The 20122-nt window shown below is 46.4% G+C and carries 18 protein-coding genes; 11 read left to right on the forward strand and 7 right to left on the reverse strand.

The features are described from left to right. Positions 1 to 201: 201 nt before the first annotated feature. Both tig and rdgB read right to left on the reverse strand, forming a co-directional pair. A complete protein-coding gene (tig, locus tag AADH33_RS01370) occupies positions 202 to 1539 on the reverse strand; it encodes a trigger factor (RefSeq protein WP_348549313.1) in 1338 nt (445 codons plus the stop codon). Positions 1540 to 1986: 447 nt separating this feature from the next. Next, positions 1987 to 2658 carry an RdgB/HAM1 family non-canonical purine NTP pyrophosphatase gene (gene rdgB, locus AADH33_RS01375; protein WP_348549314.1) on the reverse strand — a complete coding sequence of 224 codons (672 nt, stop codon included), beginning with the start codon at positions 2656 to 2658 and terminating at the stop codon, positions 1987 to 1989. A gap of 504 nt (positions 2659 to 3162) precedes the next feature. Between rdgB and AADH33_RS01380 the strand changes: the two genes are divergently transcribed. Next, positions 3163 to 3792, forward strand: coding sequence for a superoxide dismutase (locus AADH33_RS01380; protein WP_201586350.1), 630 nt, complete (start codon positions 3163 to 3165; stop codon positions 3790 to 3792). Positions 3793 to 3926: 134 nt separating this feature from the next. On the opposite strand, the gene AADH33_RS01385 is transcribed toward AADH33_RS01380, so the two are convergent. The 3 genes from AADH33_RS01385 to AADH33_RS01395 form a co-directional block, all read right to left on the reverse strand. After that, positions 3927 to 4733, reverse strand: coding sequence for an HNH endonuclease (locus AADH33_RS01385; RefSeq protein WP_348549315.1), 807 nt, complete (start codon positions 4731 to 4733; stop codon positions 3927 to 3929). Between the two features lie 82 nt (positions 4734 to 4815). Continuing rightward, positions 4816 to 5634, reverse strand: coding sequence for a DUF72 domain-containing protein (locus AADH33_RS01390; protein ID WP_348549316.1), 819 nt, complete (start codon positions 5632 to 5634; stop codon positions 4816 to 4818). A 40-nt stretch (positions 5635 to 5674) separates the two neighbouring features. Continuing rightward, positions 5675 to 6763 (reverse strand): polyprenyl synthetase family protein, encoded by a 1089-nt coding sequence (locus AADH33_RS01395; protein WP_348549317.1) that lies wholly within the window; start codon positions 6761 to 6763, stop codon positions 5675 to 5677. Positions 6764 to 7500: 737 nt separating this feature from the next. Between AADH33_RS01395 and fadB the strand changes: the two genes are divergently transcribed. From fadB to AADH33_RS01430, 7 genes are all read left to right on the forward strand, one after another. Next, positions 7501 to 9660, forward strand: a complete 2160-nt coding sequence (fadB, locus tag AADH33_RS01400; RefSeq protein ID WP_348549318.1) for a fatty acid oxidation complex subunit alpha FadB — start codon at positions 7501 to 7503, stop codon at positions 9658 to 9660. Between the two features lie 218 nt (positions 9661 to 9878). Continuing rightward, positions 9879 to 11051 (forward strand): acetyl-CoA C-acyltransferase FadA, encoded by a 1173-nt coding sequence (fadA, locus tag AADH33_RS01405; protein WP_192993331.1) that lies wholly within the window; start codon positions 9879 to 9881, stop codon positions 11049 to 11051. 206 nt (positions 11052 to 11257) lie between these two features. Further along, positions 11258 to 12163 (forward strand): hypothetical protein, encoded by a 906-nt coding sequence (locus AADH33_RS01410; RefSeq protein ID WP_348549319.1) that lies wholly within the window; start codon positions 11258 to 11260, stop codon positions 12161 to 12163. A 49-nt stretch (positions 12164 to 12212) separates the two neighbouring features. After that, positions 12213 to 13922 carry a rhomboid family intramembrane serine protease gene (locus AADH33_RS01415; RefSeq protein ID WP_348549320.1) on the forward strand — a complete coding sequence of 570 codons (1710 nt, stop codon included), beginning with the start codon at positions 12213 to 12215 and terminating at the stop codon, positions 13920 to 13922. A gap of 252 nt (positions 13923 to 14174) precedes the next feature. Beyond that, positions 14175 to 14750, forward strand: a complete 576-nt coding sequence (locus AADH33_RS01420; RefSeq protein ID WP_348549321.1) for an isochorismatase family protein — start codon at positions 14175 to 14177, stop codon at positions 14748 to 14750. A 151-nt stretch (positions 14751 to 14901) separates the two neighbouring features. Continuing rightward, positions 14902 to 15555, forward strand: coding sequence for an HD domain-containing protein (locus AADH33_RS01425; protein ID WP_348549322.1), 654 nt, complete (start codon positions 14902 to 14904; stop codon positions 15553 to 15555). Continuing rightward, complete coding sequence (locus tag AADH33_RS01430) at positions 15552 to 15713, forward strand: hypothetical protein (RefSeq protein WP_317053891.1); 162 nt, start codon at positions 15552 to 15554, stop codon at positions 15711 to 15713. The genes AADH33_RS01425 and AADH33_RS01430 overlap by 4 nt, the downstream gene beginning before the upstream one ends. 90 nt (positions 15714 to 15803) lie before the next feature. On the opposite strand, the gene asd is transcribed toward AADH33_RS01430, so the two are convergent. Further along, positions 15804 to 16640 (reverse strand): archaetidylserine decarboxylase, encoded by an 837-nt coding sequence (gene asd / locus AADH33_RS01435; RefSeq protein ID WP_348549323.1) that lies wholly within the window; start codon positions 16638 to 16640, stop codon positions 15804 to 15806. Between the two features lie 111 nt (positions 16641 to 16751). Between asd and dtd the strand changes: the two genes are divergently transcribed. The 3 genes from dtd (at position 16752) to phoR (ending at position 19361) form a co-directional block, all read left to right on the forward strand. Beyond that, on the forward strand, positions 16752 to 17207 hold the full coding sequence (gene dtd, locus AADH33_RS01440; protein ID WP_348549324.1) for a D-aminoacyl-tRNA deacylase: 456 nt from the start codon (positions 16752 to 16754) through the stop codon (positions 17205 to 17207). 187 nt (positions 17208 to 17394) lie between these two features. Next, entirely contained in the window at positions 17395 to 18099 is a 705-nt protein-coding gene (gene phoB, locus AADH33_RS01445) for a phosphate regulon transcriptional regulator PhoB (RefSeq protein WP_207969823.1), read from the forward strand. A gap of 170 nt (positions 18100 to 18269) precedes the next feature. Then, positions 18270 to 19361 (forward strand): phosphate regulon sensor histidine kinase PhoR, encoded by a 1092-nt coding sequence (gene phoR / locus AADH33_RS01450; protein WP_348549325.1) that lies wholly within the window; start codon positions 18270 to 18272, stop codon positions 19359 to 19361. Positions 19362 to 19443: 82 nt separating this feature from the next. On the opposite strand, the gene AADH33_RS01455 is transcribed toward phoR, so the two are convergent. After that, positions 19444 to 20064: a M23 family metallopeptidase gene (locus AADH33_RS01455; RefSeq protein ID WP_348549326.1), complete on the reverse strand. Its 621-nt coding sequence runs from the start codon at positions 20062 to 20064 to the stop codon at positions 19444 to 19446. Positions 20065 to 20122: the final 58 nt, after the last annotated feature.

A 20122-nucleotide genomic window follows, 5' to 3' on the forward strand; every position in this document is an offset into this window, starting at 1 on the left:
TAAACGAGGATGAAAAACACTCGATAAAAAGTCAGTCAGTGTGGGCGTACGCGTCAACACTCTATCCATCAATAACCATCCACCAAGAAAAATGCCCTAACACAATGGTTAGGGCATTTTTGTATTACCTTGGCCGTCGTCACCAATGATCACCCGTACTTAGCGATGATAATAATGGTCTGGCTGGACGACTGAGCAACATTACATCGCTTGCTGCTGCTGAGCAGCGAGCAAGTCTTGGTAGCTGACTTCTTTGTCAGTTACTTTACCTTGGCTGATCAAATAGTCGACCACTTGGTCTTCTAGTACCACAGACTCGATGTTGGCGCGTTGCTGCTTGTCATTGGTATAGTACTCGATGACTTCGCTTGGGTCTTCGTAGTTTTCTGCCGCGTCTTTGATGAAGTTTTCGACACGCTCTTGGTCGACTTCTAGGCCTTTGGTGTCGATGACGCGAGCGACGATGATGCCAAGACGGGCAGCACGTAGCGCTTGCTCTTCAAACAGCTCATTTGGCAGCATGTCTTTGTCAAAGCTGTCAGCGCTGGCACCGAACTGCTGAGAAAAACGCTGCATCATCATGTTGCGCTGACGCTCGATTTCTTGCTCTAGCATGGCGTTTGGTACGTCAAACTCGTTCTTTTCTAGCAATGCATCAAACGTCGCTTGCTTGACTTGGCTACGCGCAGCGTTTTTGATTTCGCGTTCCATGTTTTTGCGTACGTCTTCTTTTAGCTTCTCAACGCCGCCTTCGGTCACGCCAAATAGCTCTAGGAACTCGTCGTCGATTTCAGGTAGCTTGGCTCTTTCCACCAATTTTACATTGATTTTGAACTGTGCTTCTTTACCGGCTAGGTTTTCTGCTTGGTAATCTTCTGGGAAGGTCACATCGATGACTTTTTCTTCGCCAGCTTTCATGCCTTTGATACCCGCTTCAAAGCCAGGAATCATCTGGTTGCTACCGATGACCAATTTGAAGTCTTCCGCTGAGCCGCCTTCGAATTTTTCGCCGTCGATAGAGCCTTCAAAGTCAAAGGTCACTTGGTTGTCTTTGGCTGCTTTGCCTTTCTTTTCAACATACTCTTGACGCTGCTTTTGCAAGTTTTCGATCATGGTGTCGACGTCTTCGTCACTGACGGTCGCCGTGTGACGCTCAACTTCGATTTCATCGATACCTTGTACGTCGATTTCTGGGAAGATCTCAACAGTGGCTTGATACACCAAAAAGTCGTCTTCTAGTTTGACGTCGTCGATGTTTGGCATGCCAACGGCGCGGATGTCTTCAGCTTTGATCGCTTCAAAGACCGTATCACGGATCACATCGTTGATCACTTCTTGCTGGATGCCAGCACCGTACTGTGAGCGGATGTGCGACATTGGCACTTTGCCTTTGCGGAAACCGTCGATTTTGGCGGTTTTCGCCACTTGGCTGATGCGGCCTTCTACTTTGTTTTGGATTTTTTCTACGGGGACTTTAACCGTCAGCTGAGTCTCTTTATTAGATAGCTTGTTGGTTGTGACTTGCAAATCTGTAGCCATGTTAATTACACCTTTAGGGTTAAATAATAATGATAGACAATCGCACCTCAAAATACGGGCGTGTGCTGCTGATTGCCGTTGGAATAAATAGGGGATAGTGATAGCGCGCAGTCGCTCAGCTGGCCTTTAAGCAATCGCCTCAGGCGTCCCTATAACCTAACTGCGCCAATGCCATAAGGCCAAGCGCCGTCAGGCAGCGTTTGAGTACACGCTATCAAATATCAATAATAAACCGTTTATGCCGCGCATAATAACGCTTTTTGCTGAATTATACAGGCAAATAACGGCCTTCAACAAAATTTTAAAAGTAGAACAGTATAATCTATCTGTTTATTAAAGTAAAAATTATCTGTTTGCCTAGTGTTTACCTATAAAGCGTTCTTTATTTACCTTATGTTTGATGACATGCATCATTAGCGCTAACGCTGTTTTAGAGCGCGTCAACTGTCATAGCGTTAGCTGCGCCAATAACTGCCGAATGGCTTGGCCGCGGTGACTGATACTGTTTTTGTCAGCGGCGCTAAGGCTGGCGGCCGTCGTTTGTAGCTTGGGCAGCCAAAACAGGGGGTCGTAACCAAAGCCGCCGTCGCCTTGCGCTGCCTGCAAGATCTCACCATGCCACAGACCTTGGGCGATAATCGGCAGCGGGTCGTCGGCATGGCGTACCATCGCCAGCACACAAACAAACATGCCTTTGATAGGCGTATCTGGCGAGGCGGCGCGAATAGGCTGCAAATCAGCGATGAGCTTGGCGTTGTTTTTAGCATCATTGCCATGCTCGCCTGCGTAGCGCGCCGAATAGATGCCAGGCGCATTGCCCAATACGGGCACGCATAACCCTGAGTCATCTGCAATGGCAGGCAGGTTGCTGGCTCGGCTGGCATGCCGCGCCTTGATGATGGCGTTTTCTACAAAGCTCAACCCATCCTCGATGGCATCATCGATATCAAGCTGGCCTTGCGGGACGATCGTCACATCCAAATCTGCCGCCGCAAATAGACGTTTAAACTCAGCAAGCTTGCCTTTGTTATTACTGGCGAGTACCCACTGGCTGGCAGCGGTTGCCTCATTTGGCGATGGTACGGGGTGACCAGATAGCCGGTCTGTGGTAGTGCTCATAAAATCATTCCATCAAGTCGAGGGACAAAAAAGACGTTACCAGTAAATGCGGTAGGCTAAATAGAGTAGGCATGCATAATGGCTCGCATCCGCCCATTTATTATACCGGTTAAGCTCAAACAACCAGATAGCGTGGCTCGATAAATAACCAATTGCTATACAGGTTGTATCGTCCATAACATTTAGTAACTGATATTGCCGCGTACTATTGCTATAATAGGTGCCAAGATTCAGTGAATGATATCTTATAGCTTGTGAATATTAAGTTAATAAACGCCCGCAAAGTCAAACTCTTGGCTTTCGGGAAAAAAATAACACTAATGTTACTTTTGGATTCATGACAATACGTGGTATTGTGAGTAAAAATATCATGTATAAACGACAAAAGTATTAAGCGATAAAATTCATCTCAAACAATAAACTCAGCCAATTTAGCTCGGTATGTTGCTTGCCTCTGTGGGGCAGGTGAGATAAGAGCGGCAAATAAGCAAGGATAAAATAATTATGTCAAACATTACTCTACCAGATCTACCTTATGCAAAAGACGCGCTAGAGCCACATATCAGTGCCGAAACGCTAGAATACCATCATGACAAGCACCATGCGGCGTATGTCAATAAACTAAATGACTTGCTACCAGGCTCTGGTCTAGAAGACAAAACATTGCCAGAGATCATCAAAGCCACGGCAAAAGATGACAGCAAGCAAACCATGTTTAATCAAGCAGCGCAAGTATGGAACCACACGTTTTACTGGAACTGCATGACCCCAGAAAACGGCGGCGGCGAACCGACTGGTGATCTCAAAGCAAAAATCGAAGAAGATTTTGGTAGCTATGACAAGTTCCGCGAAGAGTTTAAAAACGCAGCAACTTCACAGTTTGGTTCTGGTTGGGCTTGGCTTGTCGCTGATAAAGTCGGCGGTAAACTATCAATCGCGAAGACTGGTAACGCTGACAACCCATTGGCCCATGGTCAAGTCGCGGTATTGACTTGTGACGTATGGGAGCACGCTTACTACATCGATTATCGTAACCGTCGTCCTGACTATGTTGACACCTTCCTAGACAAGCTCGTGAACTGGGACTACGCAAACGCTAAATATAAAGGTCAAGATGCGGGTGTTGAAGAGTAATCTGTAGTCACTAAGTATTTGATTTACTTTATAATTAAAAAAGAGGACGCTGCGAGGCGTCCTTTTTTTTGGCTGCTCTTTTATGTTCTGCTGCTGTTAATACAGCTTCACTTTACAATGACTATTTATATCTTTTACTTAGAGTTGTCAGCTATTAACGTTCTTATTTCATGGATTGATAATGTCTTGTCTTTCTTTCTATGAACGATACAGTGGCAGTTTGCGCATAGGGGAACTAAGTCGGTTTCTGGGTCTATCTCTTTAGGTGTTTCAAATTCTGAAACAGGAACTATATGATGAATATGAATAAAGCCTTCTGCATATTCTCCATAAAACTCTCCAAAGTTAAATCCGCAAGCAGTACAAGAGTCACCGTGAATAGCAATTGCTTGTTTTCTATATTTAGGATTTCTTTCGTATGTAGTTACATAGCGTTTTGATGCTTTACCTTCACTGAAAGATTCGAGCGAATCTTGATAATGTTCTGCATTTTTATCTGAGATATAAGCTGTTTTTTGCTCTGAAACCTTATTGATCCTGCTTTTAGAGATAATCAGCTGATAAGTATCCTCATCGATAGCTCTTACTCCATCGCGCCAATAATTGGATTTTCTCGAATCAGGGATTGTTTCTAAGTATTTGGACTCATATTTTGCTAAAACAGCTTCTTTAAAGGGTATGAAATCAGTAATAGTGGCAAAAAAATCATTTTTACTACTTTCTTTGTCGGGGTAGGTTTTACCGATTTTAGCAATAGCGAAATAGTGTGGCGCGTCAGACAACCTATTATTAGAAAATTTTTTGTTCTTCAATATCCCTTTGTAATAAATGACTTTCGTACCTGGTTTGAGGTGCTTTTGGTATCTTTTCGGGAAATGATAAAGAACACCAGTTTCATCGGCCCAAGCAGATTCATCATTTTCAGTTATTATTGTATACACGCTATGTCCTTATATTTTAAAATTAGCAATAGTATGAGTGCTATAAAAATAGGTTGGTTTTTAATTAGGTCCATAAACTCTGTTAGATCACCTCAAAACCAAACCTATCCAATGCCTCTCTTAACATCGCAATATTATAATAAGCATGAGCTTTAACGGTGTTTTGAAAAAAGATATAGAGCGTGTCAAAGTGCTGACGCTGATTAGCAATCGCCTGCGCCCAGTCCTGCATCTCAGCCTCAGAGTAGCGATAATCATGACGATCAGCGGCGCTCATCGCATCCCACCAGTTTAAATTATTACCATGCATACGCAGATAACCAGTACGCTCGGTAAATATCAATCGTGATGGTGGCAGCCCGCTGACTTTAGGATAATCGACGCTACCCCAAATGAGACCTTGTTTGATAAAACTATCGACCACTTGCGGGGTATGCCAGCCATTATGACGAAACTCAATGGCGAGTGGGTAGTCGCCAAACCAACTGACCAGATTGGCCAGATACAGCCGATGCTCGCGAGTACGATCAAAGCCATGGGGGAATTGCAATAGTAGGGGCGCGAGCGCATCGGCTTCGATGAGTGGGGATAGGGCGTTTAAAAACGCTTGTGCGTGCTCGCTTGTGCCTTTGCGCGCATGGGTAAAGTCTTGATGCAGCTTGACGGCGAACTTCAACTCGCTATCGGCTTGTACGTAGGCCTTATCGATCATACCAGCAAAGGCTTTTTGGCTGATAGGCGCGTAAAAGGTGCTATTGATCTCGACCGCGCCGTATTGACGAGCATATTCGCGCAAAAAGTCTGTCTTTTTGGTGCCGGCTGGGTACAGCGTACCAAGCAAGTCGGTATCGCTGTAGCCGCCGGTGCCAAGGTAGATACGCGGTGTTGGAGTACCATCCATGTTGACCACCTTTTATCGTTTTTAATGTTTATTGCTCAGCTTATTTTTTACGTGACCATAGCCATTCGATGAGTGCCAATAAGGCGTTGGTGTCCTTATTACCGCTCAACTCACGCAAGATAGCGGCGCGTCCGTCATTAAACAGCGACTGCGCATAGCTGGTCGCCTGCTCAACCCCCATCAGTTTGACATAAGTGGATTTATCCAGTTTTTCATCGCTGCCAGCAGGTTTACCAAGGGTGTCGGTGCTGGTGGTGACATCCAAGATATCGTCTTGGACTTGAAAAGCCAGACCAATATGCTGGGCGCATTCTTGTAGCGCTATGCGCGCTTGCGCGGTCGCGCCAGCACAAATCCCGCCCATTAGCATCGCCGCTTCGATGAGCGCGCCGGTTTTATCACGGTGGACGGCTTCTAATTGGCTTTGGGTAATGTCGGGGTTGGCTTCGGCATTGAGATCCAGCGTTTGCCCTGAGACCATACGGCGAGCACGCGGCGCAAATACCGCGAGCAGCTGACTGGCAATCGCGGCATCAAATGGCGCAAAAGTCGGCAGCTCTGCGGTCAGTACCTCAAAGGCGAGGGTTTGGAGCACGTCCCCTGCCAGTAGGGCGGTTGCCTCGGTAAAGACGATATGCGCGGTTGGCTGCCCACGGCGCAGCGCGTCATCGTCCATACAGGGCAAGTCATCATGCACCAATGAATAGGTATGCAATAGCTCGACGGCCAATGCCGCTCGGCGCGCCATATCATAATCGGAGTCGTTTTCTAACAGGCTTTCTAATAGAGGGTTTGCCGTGCGGCCTTGCGTCATGGGCTCAGAGGTATCTGGGCTGATAGGCTGCGCTTCGCCATGCCAGCGATTATCATTCACGCTGGCAAAGGCGCTAGCGACCAGTAGCGGACGCACCAGCTTACCTTGCCCCGTCATCACATATTGGCAGGCATCCAGCAGCGGGCTTGGCAGCTTGGCATACGCAAATAACACCTCGATATCTTTGGCAATCTGCGTGCGCACAATCTGATGAAATTGCTTGGTTTTATTATTGATATGGTGATCAGCATTATCATGCGCGCCGTCATTTATACGCAAAAAAGACATAAAGCCAGAAGTAGGAGAGACAGTCATAATCCAACCATTTATAAGAGAGATAAGAAAAATAGCGATAGTGTAGCATGATAGCTGGCCCTGCTTATGAAACGCGTATCATCCGCGCCGCATTTTTGGCAGTTTTTTGTCAAAGAGCACGCTACAAAACACGCTAACAAATACAAGAGACAATGCCATCTGCACTGCAGTACGCCCTGCAGCCAACCCTCGTTACGTATTGCCCGTTTTATTTAGTGATTGAATGTGTTGTGATGAGGCGGCTGTCCACTGAGTATACAACTGGTCACTTAAAGCACATTAGCCACTAGGTAAAGGCGAGTCTCGACTTAAGAGTGACTTGTGAGTATGGTATTAGCTTGTGACAGTGAGGGGCATAATCCCCTACACTAATTGCCGTGGAAATGGGCTGATAAAGGCAGTCGCCGGCGTGATTGAGCCGGACTGCCCAAACCGTCATCGCTGCATCTACATGCGATGGCGCTCCCCAATCAGCACCGACAGCCGTAGTAGATACCTGTAATATATAAACAAAGCGCCAAACGATGTTGTACAAGCGACGTAAAAATAAGTACATTACTATGAGCGCTGGATAATAAAGATATCTTCACTGTGCGCCCGCTAGTGGTTTGTCGTCATGACGATGTTTGTCTTGGTGGCAGCATCGGCGCACAGTGCTATTACCCATTTTACTAACAGTAACTGGCTATTGATTGTAATCCAAAACGTAGCTTTCGTTATATAGCAAGGAGTTTCAAATGGTATACCAAGGAAATCGCATCACGGTGATAATGCTAGAAGATGGCATCGCCAACATGCAATACAACGCCGAAAATGAGAGCGTGAACAAGTTTGATGCCGAGACCAACAAGCAGTTTGGCGAAGCAGTCAGTGCTTTAGAAAAAGCCGATGACGTAAAAGGCCTTATTGTCACTTCAAGCAAAGGCGTGTTTATCGCGGGCGCTGATATCACAGAGTTTGTTGGCTCATTTAAAAACCCAGAAAACGAGATCAAAGACTGGGTGGTGAGTATCAATGATACCTTTAACCGCTTTGAAGATCTGCCATTTCCAAAAGTAGCTGCCATCAATGGCGCAGCGCTAGGCGGTGGTTGTGAGATGACCTTGGTGTGTGAATATCGCGTCATGAGCGACAAAGCCATCATCGGTCTACCAGAGACTCAGTTAGGTATCTTCCCAGGCTTCGGCGGTACGGTGCGTAGTACGCGTGTCATCGGTATCGACAATGCGCTTGAGCTAATCGCTACAGGTAAGCCAAAAAAACCACTAGAAGCGCTAAAACTAGGCTTGGTAGATGCGACCGTCTCTGCTGATGATTTGCAAGACGCTGCGATTGACCTAGTCAAAAAATGTATCTCAGGTGGGCTTGACTGGCAAGCCAAGCGTGAAGAGAAGCTAAATCCTGTAAAGCTCAACCAGCTTGAGCAAGCGATGGCGTTTAACAGTGCCAAAGGCATGATCTTCTCTAAAGCCAATCCGAAGCAGTACCCAGCGCCTGCGATCGCGATCGAAGCAATCGAAAAGCATGTCAATCTGCCACGTGACAAAGCGATCGAAGTCGAAGCGGCAGGTTTTGCCAAAGCGGCAAAAACCCCGCAGGCTGAGAGCTTGGTCGGTCTGTTCTTAAACGATCAGTTGGTCAAAAAACTGGCCAAAAAGCACAGCAAAAAAGCACATGAAATCTCTGAAGCGGCCGTACTTGGCGCAGGTATCATGGGCGGCGGTATCGCGTATCAGGCAGCCAGTAAAGGCTTGCCAATCATCATGAAAGACATCAAGTCTGAGCAATTGGATTTGGGTATGGGCGAGGCCAGCAAGCTACTTGGCAAAATGGTCGAGCGCGGCAAGATGACCCCAGCCAAAATGGGCGAAACGCTCAGCCGTATCCGTCCGACTCTGAACTATGGTGATTTTGCTGAGACTGATATCGTTATCGAAGCGGTGGTCGAAAATCCAAACGTCAAACGTGCGGTACTCAAAGAAGTCGAAGGTCTAGTAAAAGACGATGCGATTTTGGCATCTAATACCTCAACGATTTCGATCACGTATCTGGCCGAAGCCCTTGAGCGTCCAGAAAATTTCGTCGGTATGCACTTCTTCAACCCAGTACACCGTATGCCACTCGTTGAAGTTATCCGCGGTGAGAAGTCATCAGAAGAAGCCATCGCGACCACTGTGGCATTGGCCTCCAAGATGGGCAAGGTGCCTGTCGTGGTCAACGACTGCCCAGGTTTCTTGGTAAACCGTGTCCTCTTCCCATACTTTGGCGCCTTTGACTTGTTACTCAAAGAAGGCGCTGATTTCGTCCATGTCGATAAAGTCATGGAAAAATTCGGCTGGCCGATGGGTCCTGCTTACCTAATCGACGTCGTCGGTTTAGACACGGGCGTACATGGCGCAGAAGTGATGGCAGAAGGATTCCCTGACCGCATGAAGCCTGATTATAAAGGGGCGATCGAGCATCTATATGAAAACGAGCGCTTAGGTCAGAAAAACGGCGTTGGTTTCTATAAGTACGAAACCGACAAGCGCGGTAAGCCAAAGAAAGTCGCTGATGACGCCACTTACGAGCTACTTAAAACCACGACAGATAGCGACAAAAAAGAGTTTGATGATCAAACCATCATCGACCGCACCATGCTGGCTTTCTGTAATGAGACCGTACGCTGCCTAGAGGACAACATCGTCAGCACGCCAAGTGAGGCGGATATGGCGATGATTATGGGCGTTGGTTTCCCGCCGTTCCGCGGTGGCCCTTGCCGTTATATCGACCAAATGGGTCTCGATAACTACTTGGCACTATGCGAAAAATACGCGCACCTTGGCAAAGCCTATGAAGCGCCGCAAAAGATTCGCGATATGGCAGCCGCTGGCGAGACTTTTTACGCAACAGCGTAATAAATATACCGTATTAGGATAAGTGGGGTGCGTTTGCTGACATCGTTATCGGTGATAAGAAAATAGCAGACGCACCGTTTTGGTCGGTTTCATCAGGTCTGGCCTGCCGCGACAGCATTCAGATAGTTATTGTACTGATGTACGGATCGCGTGATAGATGGCTATAGAGCCTGATTAAATCGACAACACTGACAATAAAAATTGAAAAGGAAGATAGTATGACAACTTTAAGTCCAAAAGATGTGGTCATCGTAGATGGCGTACGCTCGGCGATGGGAAGATCTAAAAACGGTATGTTCCGCCATGTTCGTGCTGATAATCTCTCAGCAGAATTGGTGCGTGCTTTGGTAGAGCGCAACGATTTTGACACCAACGATGTCGAAGACATCATCTGGGGCTGTGTCAACCAAACCCTAGAGCAAGGTCTAAACATCGGCCGCAATATCGGCCTGCTGGCTGGTATTCCAAAGACTGCTGGCGGCCAAACGGTCAACCGTTTATGCGGCTCTTCTATGCAGGCGCTACATACCGCTGCCGCTCAAATCATGACCGGTCAAGGTGATGTCTTTATCATCGGCGGTGTTGAGCACATGGGTCACGTTGGTATGATGCATGGCGTGGATCTCAACCCAGCTGCCTCTAAACACTATGCTAAAGCCTCAAACATGATGGGCTTGACCGCTGAAATGCTGGGCCGTATGAACAACATCACCCGCGAAGAGCAAGACGCCTTTGGTCTTGAGTCACATCGCCGTGCGTGGGCTGCCACCACTGAGGGACGCTTTGATAATGAAATCATCGGCATCGAAGGTCATGATGCAGATGGCCGTCTGCAGCTATGTACCGTCGATGAAGTGATTCGCCCAGATGCGACGATGGAGCAAATGCAAAAACTGCGTCCAGCCTTTGACCCTAAAGGCGGTACAGTGACTGCTGCTACTTCATCTGCCCTGTCTGACGGTGCGTCAGCAATGCTGGTCATGAGCGCACAAAAAGCCAAAGACTTAGGCCTTAAGCCTCGCGCTCGTATTCGTAGCATGGCTGTCGCTGGTTGTGATGCGGCTATCATGGGCTACGGTCCGGTACCTGCCACCAACAAAGCCCTGAAGCGCGCTGGCATGAGCATCGATGATATGCAAACCATCGAGCTAAACGAAGCCTTTGCCGCCCAAGGTCTATCTGTACTTAAAGCCTTGAACCTGACGGACAAGCAAGACATCGTCAACATCAATGGTGGCGCGATTGCGCTGGGTCATCCACTAGGGTGTTCAGGTGCTCGTATCACGGTTACCTTGCTAAACGCTATGGAGCAGTCTGACACCGAGCTTGGTCTTGCAACCATGTGTATCGGCCTCGGCCAAGGTATCGCCACTGTGATTGAGCGTGTTTAATTTTCACCTAATGTCTAAATATCAATAAAGCTGATATTTGTTTATTAGTTTGACTTTCGTCTTGTATAATGGGTGCCTCTAACGCTATGTTAGGGGCATTTTTTTTGTGCTTATAAAGAATAAAACCTTGCCAGTAGTAAGTGCTAACGGCAAAAAGGTGTTCTTGGCAATGAGACTAATAAGGGTTAGATGGATGGTATTAAATTATGTTGGATAAAGCGCTCACTAGCATAAAGCTTAAGCTAGTCTTCTTCCCTTTTTTAGGATCAAGTCTGTCAACTATCTTGCTTTATTGTGTAATACGCTGGATATTAGACATTCACCTAAATGTTTGGCCATTAAAGGACACTTTCTGGGACGGAATAATTGCGCTAATACTAAGCAGCACTATCGTCTTTGCCTACATGAGACCCAAAATAAAGCTATTGCGTTTCAAATTATTTGAAGAGAAGAGCTCAAATGTATTTTATTTTATGATGATACTGTCTTTATTTCCTACAATAGTTACGAGTCAAGCCTATTTATCTAAAGTGTCTCACGATATGATTGAAGTGAGCCATGTCGAGGAGGTTCGACGCTATCCAAAACAAACTTATTTTCAGATAAATACCTTTCCTGTTAGTAAGCAAGAAGTTAAGTTTAGTATAGATACGAGAGTACCTAGCAAGTCTAAGACTATCTTAAGAGTATATTTATATATAGCACTACCTTTTTTAGCTAGTGAAAATATTTGGCTGGGAGAACGATTCTCAACAGATATTGACAACAATCTTTCAGAACAAGACCAGCATCAGCAAATTAATGCTTTTATTAACTCCAAAATTCCTGAGTACATAAATTCGGACTTATCATCAATTGATTATTTTGAAAAATTAAAAAACTCAGACCTTCAAGCTGGTTACTTACAAGCTATCAAGTCAACGTGTCAACAAGTTGAATGTGAGCCTTTAATATTGGTTGCTAGAGCTGGCACACTCTCAGAGGCTGCTACTGAAGAGCTGATAAAAGCTATTAGATTTTTGATAATTGGTATGGCTATTTGCTTGGCAATGATTTTACGGGCTGAAGTTGATAAAACGTCCTTAAAAAATATGAAGAAAAAATCATATTGAGCATCGCCTATTTAGGGTGTTATTTAATCTAAACAAGTGGTAATGGTACATGCGAGATAATAACAAGCAAAGCCAGTACAGGTATAAGGATAAAAACAGAAGCAGAAACAAAAAGAGAGTAAGCAAAAGCGCCAAGCAAAAGCGAACACAAAGCCTAAGTGCTAAAGACTCGATCAAGCTAAAACTAAAGCAAGTATTCTTACCATATTTAGGTCTTAGTATCTTGACCATTCTGCTTTTTGGGGCTTTACGCTGGTTGCTTGATATTTATCTAGATATTCTGCCTTTAAAGGAAGGCTACTGGAATTTTGGCATTCCGCTCCTTTTATCTATTTCAGTCGTCGGTATTTGGATGTGGCCGAGGTACGAGCTTTTGACCTTAAAGTGGGTTAAACGTAGTAGTTCAGGCTACTTTTTTATAACGATGGTTTTAGCATTAGTGATACCGCTTTTGATTAGCCAAAACTATTTGTCTAAGGCTGCTTACAAGGTTATTGAAGTAGCCAGCTTGAACGATATTCGTCATTATCCAAAACAAAAATACTTCAGAGTGGACGATTTTGAACCACTAAAGTCAGAGAGAATTGCTTATATAGAGACACGAGTAGCCAATAGACGATACTTTGACTCAACACTGCATATTTATTATTACGTTGTTACGCCATTTATAGGCGCTGAGAATGTCTGGCTAGGTTCTAGCTACTATACAAGCTACGACAATCGAGAAGAGCAGCGCATTAAAGACCGTCAATACTCAGCGTTTATTAATGAGTCGCGCCAAAAGTATGCCGCCGAAGATTTCTCTCATATCAACTATTTTAGAAAACTAAAGTCATCAAATGATAGAAGTGCCTACTTATACACGATTTCTACAGCTAATAAGCAGTCTAATTTACCAGCCTTAGTATTAGTCCCTGAATCAAATATATTCGCTGACAGTTTAGATCGTGATTTTGTTTGGGGAATTGGTTCGTTTTTTGTTGGTATGGGAGTGTGCTTGCTGCTCATTCTGACAGCAGGTATTGATAATCAAGCAAAAAAACCAGCACGAAAGCATATATCTACCAAGAAACAAAAGCACGTAAAAAAACGAGCGCCAGTGAGCGACTTATCAAAAAGTCTGGTTACCTTTTTTAGAAATAATAAAAAACGACCTGCAACGCTAGTATTAATGTTGATCTGTATAGGTGTATTTATACTCACCGTATTCATGGGTATGGATATCATTGCCCCTTTATCTAGACAGGTAAATAGTGTAGGTGGGTTGACGATGAACGCGCTGCAAGCTGGCAAATATTGGCGGTTAGTCACAGCACTTTTTGTACATGTAGGAATTATGCATTTAGTAATGAGTCTAGGGATGCTATTTGCTACAGGTTATATTTTAGAAAAAGTATTGGGTTCTTTACGTTTTTTGATGGTATTTTTTATATGTGGTATTTTTTCTAATATTTTAGGGCTACTATATTTTGATATGGATATGGCAGGTATTTGGGGTGCTATATTTGGCTTATTTGGTATCGCGATACCGTTGGTGGCCTTTAAGATTTTTAATAAAAAATATCGAGAGCTGTTCGGCGGTACTGTAGCTGCGATATTAATCATTACTTTAAACAGCATGTTTTTTGCATTCATAAACACGCTTAGTTATATGGTGTATTATCTTCTAACCTTATGTGTTGGTATTGTTCTCGGTGTGGTCATGGTCATGACTCAAAAACAGTCTTTATTACGCAATGCTAGACGTCATTACATGTAGTAATGGGGTGTTCATTATTAAAAGACTAACCCATTTAAAGTTTTATGCTCAGATTAATGATACGCCCTAGCTAAACAGTATGAATCAAGCCTAATATCCTGTTCATAAGTTGTTAATAAAAATTATCTGCATTGACGCCCCTACAAATCTATGACTAAATAACAGTGAAGCGAACAAGCGCATTAAATGAATAAAACCTATAAGTCAGCACTATAATATAGCTATCATTGTCAGTCGTACAAGGAGTGTACTATGTCTACCATGATTACCGACCGTACGTATCGTATCGCCCGCGAAAACACCCAAGCGATGCTGATCGATGTCCAAGAGCGCCTTACCCCGCATATCTATGATCACGAAAATATCGTCAAAAAAACCGTGACACTGATTAAGGGGCTGCAGGCGCTTGATATCCCTATCATGCTCAACGAGCAGTATAAAAAAGGCCTTGGCGATACCCTGCCTGAGATTCGTGAGGTGCTTGCAGATAACAATGCCAAAAGCTTTGAAAAAGTGACCTTTAGCGCGTGTGATAACGATGAGTCATGGCACCATTTGGCGCAGCAAAACCGCAGTATTGTGTTGCTGTTTGGGGCAGAGGCGCATGTATGTGTCATGCAAACGGCGCTTGATTTATTAGACAACGGTATGCAGCCGGTCATCATCGGGGACGCTGTTGGTTCGAGATTTCCGTATGACAAAAAACAAGCCATTCGCCGTATTCGCCGCGCAGGTGGAGTGATTAGCACGGTTGAGTCTATCTTGTTTGAGCTGTGCCGCAGTAGTCAAGATCCAGCGTTTAAAACCATCAGCAAATTGATCAAATAACCTCTTGATCAAATTGCTTTGTTTGTGCTGTCGCAAGTGTGTGAGTCAGATATAAAAATAGCGCTTGAGACTATCAGCGCTATTTTTACGTCTAGGGTCTGGTTTTGTACTAAAATGAGCGCTACATTTGCTGATTGCTTAAGAGAGAGACATGCCATCCAACCATTCAATCCACCCGATACCTTCAAATGACAACCCCTTAACGGATACGGCGCCTGCTGATCATATCGATATCGATGATGTGACGCATTTTTTATTAGAATTAGATGCGCTAAAGCGCGTCAATCGGCGCAGCTATGTCACCCAGACCACTCGCCGCGAAAACTCAGCTGAGCACTCTTGGCATTTGGCGATGGCGTGTTGGTCGATTGCTGACTTGTTTGCGCTAGACGTCAATCACGAGCAGCTGCTCAAGATGGCGCTGGTTCATGATTTGGGTGAGATTGATGCTGGTGATACTTTTTTATACGACAATACGCGTCATACGGCGCATATCGAGGAGCGTCAGGGCATGGCGCGCTTGCAAGCGGAGCGTGGTAACGGCATTGCTAACTTAGCAGCGGTCTGGGAAGCGCAGGAGACAGGTGACAGCAAAGAAGCGCAGCTGCTACGGGTGGTGGATCGCTTATTGCCGTTTTTGCTCAACCTCAATACCAACGGGCAGACGTGGATTGAGCTGGGGGTGACGCGCTCGCAGGTGGCTGGCGCGCATGCCTTTATCAAAGACAGCTTTCCGCCTATCCATGATTGGCTGTCACAGCGTATCGACTATGCGACCAAGCAAGGCTGGCTAATCGATGCATGACCAATAAAATCGCCAGCTTGGTACGGCTAACGCTGGCCGCGGCACCTATCGGCAGCGGCGCAAAACTGGCACAGGATGCCAAAAAACAAATAGGCGTGCTGCGACCCTTCGATGCTGCCCAAAATCATCCCAGTAGCACTGTGCTTATTTTAGAGTGATCAACTATGGTCACATAGATAGCCGTTAAAAATCCAGCCAAGCGTGATTATCCGCGCTTGACTGGGTTTTGTCTTAAAAAAACAGACAGATTATCTAGCGTTAGCCATACCCAGTAGCTGTCCCATTTTTACCACACTATTGGCTTGCAGGCTGTCTTGCCAGTCGGCTTTGGCGGTTTTCGGTAGTACGACTATCGCAGTGGAGCCGAGATAAAAACGTCCAAGTTCATCGCCTTTTTCAAGCTCCATGTCGTGTTCGGCTTCTTGAATATCGTCGGTACGGCTGATTTTGCCAGTGGCGACTGTCTCGATACCAGCGACGATCATCGCGCCGACCATCACGACCGCAGCTTTGCCGTAGGCGGTATCAAACAGACACACCAAACGCTCATTGCGCGCAAACAAATCAGGTATGTTGGCAGCCGTGGTGTTGTTGACAGAAAACAGCGTGCCTGGCACATAGCGGGTTTTGGTCAAGGTACCAGTAAACGGCATATGAACGCGGTGATAATTGCTGGGTGCCAGATAGACCGTGGCAAAACTGCCATCGGCAAAATAATGCCCGTCTTCGCTATCGGCCAGCAGTTGGCCGATATCATAGTAGCGCCCTTTGGCTTGCAAAAGCTTATGATCGTCAATCTGACCGAGCTGCGAGATGATGCCGTCAGCTGGGCTGACAATCCCCTGAGGCGTGGCATCGATAGGGCGCGCGTCTGCTTTTAACTCGCGAGTAAAAAAGTCATTAAAGCTCTCATAAGCACCTAAGTTTTGGCGCTCATACTCATCCAAGCTGATATGATAGGCTTTTGCAAAGCTACGAATAAAGGTGCGCTTGACATAGGGGTGGCGACTGGCAGCCAAACGGCCAGCGACTTTACTGAGCTTTTGTTGCGGGACAAGCTGCTGCAAGGTGGTGAATACATTCATAATATGGCGACCAAAATAAAGGTGAGAGAGTAATCAATAGGCAAATAAATGATGATATTTTATCATGGACGGCCTAAGTTTGTATGAGCATAATTGGTAAGGGGAGCATAAATGAAAGCATTGTTACAGCGGGTACATGGTGCAAGCGTCAGCGTCGATGGGGATTGTGTCGGGCGTATCGAGCGCGGCGTGCTGGCATATATCGGCTTGGGGCCTGAAGACGACCTACAAACGGCCAAACGGATGATCGATAAAATCCTTGGTTATCGTATTTTTGAAAACGACGATGACCCTGCCAAATATGGCAAACTGGACAAAAATGTCCAGCAAGTCGCTGGCGGGCTGCTGCTGATATCACAGTTCACCCTGATGGCGAAGACCGACAAAGGCCGGCGTCCTGATTTTGGCGGTGCCATGCCACCAGAGGCGGCGCGCGTGCTGTTTGCTCAGCTAGTCGACTATGCCAACAGTCAGCACCCTCAGGTAGCGACGGGTCAGTTTGGCGCAGACATGCAGGTTATGAGTATCAATGATGGGCCACTGAATTTTATATTAGACGTGAGCTAAAGCATCAAATGTGAATCATGATGGTGAGTGCCATCTGTTTGAGGGAAGTGGCTTGGTCTATAGCAGCCGCTTAAATGATAAATGTCATCAAACTGTCACAATTACCGCGTTTAATAGGCAAGCAGTGGCGAGTGATTATCGCCCTTTTTTATACGTCTGTTTTGTCCCTTATCACTGAGAATACCCTATGTATAATGAGCAAATTTTGATTGTTGAAGATGAACCTGCAATCCGCGAGATGGTCGTCATGACGCTAGAGATGGCTGGTTTTGATAGCTTGCAGGCAACGGACGTATCAGAGGCGCACCAACAAGTGGTCGACCATCGGCCAGCGCTGATTTTGCTAGATTGGATGCTGCCTGGGGACAAAAGCGGCATTGATTTTTGTCGTATGCTCAAAAGTGATGAGCTACTCGCTGAGATACCCGTCATCATGCTGACAGCCAAAAGCGAAGAGGACAGCAAGGTGCACGGTCTGGATGCGGGCGCAGATGATTATATGACCAAGCCTTTTTCGACGCGCGAGCTGATCTCAAGGATCAAAGCGGTGTTGCGCCGTAGCAATGCTTTGAGCGCCGACAAGACCATTGAAATAGGTAAGTTAAGCCTCGACCCCAAAAGCCAGCGGGTCATGGCGTCTGGGCAAATCATCGATGTCGGACCGACCGAATATCGGTTGTTGGCGTTTTTTATGAGCCATCCTGAGCGTGCCTATACGCGCACCCAGCTGCTTGATCAAGTGTGGGGCGGCAATGTCTATATCGAAGACAGAACCATCGATGTGCATATCAAACGCCTACGCAAACTGCTGCGCCCTCATGACTGCGATAAGCTGATACAAACGGTGCGCGGTACTGGTTATCGCTTCTCAAGCTTTGTTGAGGCCAAATAGTAGGCGCTCATACTGCCAAAATAGCCGCCGCAATTCTGTTGCCAGTCCAGCTATCATCACCATAGTTATCAGTAAGTGATTATCAGTAAGGGTCACTTAGCTGATAGGGATAATCATCATAATGATAACGAGATAACAAGTAGGGCAAAAAAATAGGTCACGAAAAATGGATGAGTAACATAATGTCAAAGCAATGTACCGAACAAGATATCTCAGAGCCGATAGCGCTACAAAACACCACCAATCAATTAAAAAAAATAAGAAGTGCGCTGCGGGCACTGCGCGATGCGGTGATTTTACTCAATGACAGTGATGGTCTGGAGTGGTGGAATCAGGCCGCTGAAGACTTACTATTATTGCAGGCAACAGATAAGGGCCGATGTATTTTTGACTTTATTGGCGCATCTGAGTTTCGTCAGTACTATCAAGCGCCGACGCTGGCTGACGAAGGTGTACATATAAAGTCATGGCGCGCGCCTGAGCGTTATTTAAAGTGTGAGCTGACCCCGTTTGCCGACGAAAAGCTATTGATCATCTACGATGTGACGCGTCTGCATCATCTAGAAGAGATGCGCCGCGATTTTGTGGCCAACGTCTCGCATGAGCTGCGTACGCCGCTGACCGTGATGATAGGGTATTTAGAAAACTTTTCGGATCAGCCAGACATGCCGCCGCACTGGAAGCGCGGCTTTGAGCTGATGACCCAGCAGACAGCGCGCATGAATAGAATCGTCAATGATTTATTACTGCTATCGCGTATCGAGATCGAAGAGACTCATGAGCTGCATTATATCGATATGACCAAGCTGCTGACCCATATCTATGATGATGCACAGGCCTACAATCAAGAGTATGGTCATAGCATCCATCTACAGATAGATACCTATGATGGGCTGTACGGCTCAGAGATGTATCTGACCAGCGCCTTATCCAATCTGGTGATCAATGCGATTAAATACACACCAAAAGGTGGCGATATCACCGTCAGCTGGACCAAAACAGCAGAGGGTTGCCGTTTCGCTGTCGAGGATAATGGCATCGGTATTGCGCCGCAGCATATCGCCCGCCTGACAGAGCGTTTTTATCGTATCGACAAGGGTCGTAGCCGTGCCACAGGCGGCACAGGTTTAGGGCTGGCTATCGTCAAACACGTCTTATACCAGCATGAAGCCAACCTACAAATCGAGTCGGTAGAAGGCGGCGGCTCGATATTTAGTGCGGTGTTTCCGCCAAATTACGTGCGCTCTGCTGCCATTAGCTGAGGCTTGATGGCTATTAATATTTTAGGGCTATTAGCCAATGTCAGATGGATAAGCAAGCAGTCGTCGTGCTTATCATAACAGGCTACCGAGCAGGCTCGGATTTTTGTAAAAGCGGGTAGGGGTTGACCGCATTGCCTTGGATATAAATCCCATAATGTACGTGCGGCGGTGTGCCCTTGGCGTTGCCGCTGTCGCCGACATAGCCGATGATATCACCCGCATCGACCCAGTCATTGGGGGCGATATCGGCATAATCCTCTAAGTGTGCGTAGTAGTGCCCAGCGCCGCCAGGACCGACGATGACCACCACACGCCCGCCTAGGGTGTTTTCGCCAACCTTACTGACGATGCCTGCTGTCGTCGCTTGTATCGGTGTGCCCCGCGCGGCAAATATATCAATCCCTTCGTGTGTGCGGCCTTGACTGCGCGCTGCGCCCCACGTGTCGCTCAGGTTTTGCTGAGGCAGTGGTGAGGGCAGGCTGTTTTCTGTTGGCAGATCTTGCTGCAATAAGCTGAGCTGTTGCCATTTGGCGACGACAAAGGATTGGGTTTGTTGGCTGATGCTGGGCCATAATCTGTCTAATACAAACAGCAACATCAACAATACTGCTGCTCTAATCAGCAGCTTGAGCAGGCGGCGAAAAAACCTAGGCCGCGGTGGTGGATTGGGCCTTGATGGTGGCTTGTTGCCATCGGCGATCATAGCGATCCTTTGTCAGTATGGTCATAGATATTATAAGAGACCTGCGCTATCCGGTTTG

The sequence above is a fragment of the Psychrobacter sp. KFRI-CH2-11 genome, from assembly GCF_038239325.1.
GTDB lineage: Bacteria > Pseudomonadota > Gammaproteobacteria > Pseudomonadales > Moraxellaceae > Psychrobacter > Psychrobacter celer.

Coding starts and splice junctions, on each gene's coding strand:
- AADH33_RS01415 (WP_348549320.1), top strand. CDS start 12,213: ATGCGAGATAATAACAAGCAAAGCCAGTACAGGTATAAGGATAAAAAC.
- AADH33_RS01380 (WP_201586350.1), top strand. CDS start 3,163: ATGTCAAACATTACTCTACCAGATCTACCTTATGCAAAAGACGCGCTA.
- AADH33_RS01430 (WP_317053891.1), top strand. CDS start 15,552: ATGACCAATAAAATCGCCAGCTTGGTACGGCTAACGCTGGCCGCGGCA.
- asd (WP_348549323.1), bottom strand. CDS start 16,640: ATGAATGTATTCACCACCTTGCAGCAGCTTGTCCCGCAACAAAAGCTC.
- rdgB (WP_348549314.1), bottom strand. CDS start 2,658: ATGAGCACTACCACAGACCGGCTATCTGGTCACCCCGTACCATCGCCA.
- tig (WP_348549313.1), bottom strand. CDS start 1,539: ATGGCTACAGATTTGCAAGTCACAACCAACAAGCTATCTAATAAAGAG.
- AADH33_RS01390 (WP_348549316.1), bottom strand. CDS start 5,634: ATGGATGGTACTCCAACACCGCGTATCTACCTTGGCACCGGCGGCTAC.
- AADH33_RS01420 (WP_348549321.1), top strand. CDS start 14,175: ATGTCTACCATGATTACCGACCGTACGTATCGTATCGCCCGCGAAAAC.
- AADH33_RS01455 (WP_348549326.1), bottom strand. CDS start 20,064: ATGATCGCCGATGGCAACAAGCCACCATCAAGGCCCAATCCACCACCG.
- phoR (WP_348549325.1), top strand. CDS start 18,270: ATGAGTAACATAATGTCAAAGCAATGTACCGAACAAGATATCTCAGAG.
- AADH33_RS01395 (WP_348549317.1), bottom strand. CDS start 6,763: ATGACTGTCTCTCCTACTTCTGGCTTTATGTCTTTTTTGCGTATAAAT.
- AADH33_RS01425 (WP_348549322.1), top strand. CDS start 14,902: ATGCCATCCAACCATTCAATCCACCCGATACCTTCAAATGACAACCCC.
- fadA (WP_192993331.1), top strand. CDS start 9,879: ATGACAACTTTAAGTCCAAAAGATGTGGTCATCGTAGATGGCGTACGC.
- fadB (WP_348549318.1), top strand. CDS start 7,501: ATGGTATACCAAGGAAATCGCATCACGGTGATAATGCTAGAAGATGGC.
- AADH33_RS01410 (WP_348549319.1), top strand. CDS start 11,258: ATGTTGGATAAAGCGCTCACTAGCATAAAGCTTAAGCTAGTCTTCTTC.
- phoB (WP_207969823.1), top strand. CDS start 17,395: ATGTATAATGAGCAAATTTTGATTGTTGAAGATGAACCTGCAATCCGC.
- dtd (WP_348549324.1), top strand. CDS start 16,752: ATGAAAGCATTGTTACAGCGGGTACATGGTGCAAGCGTCAGCGTCGAT.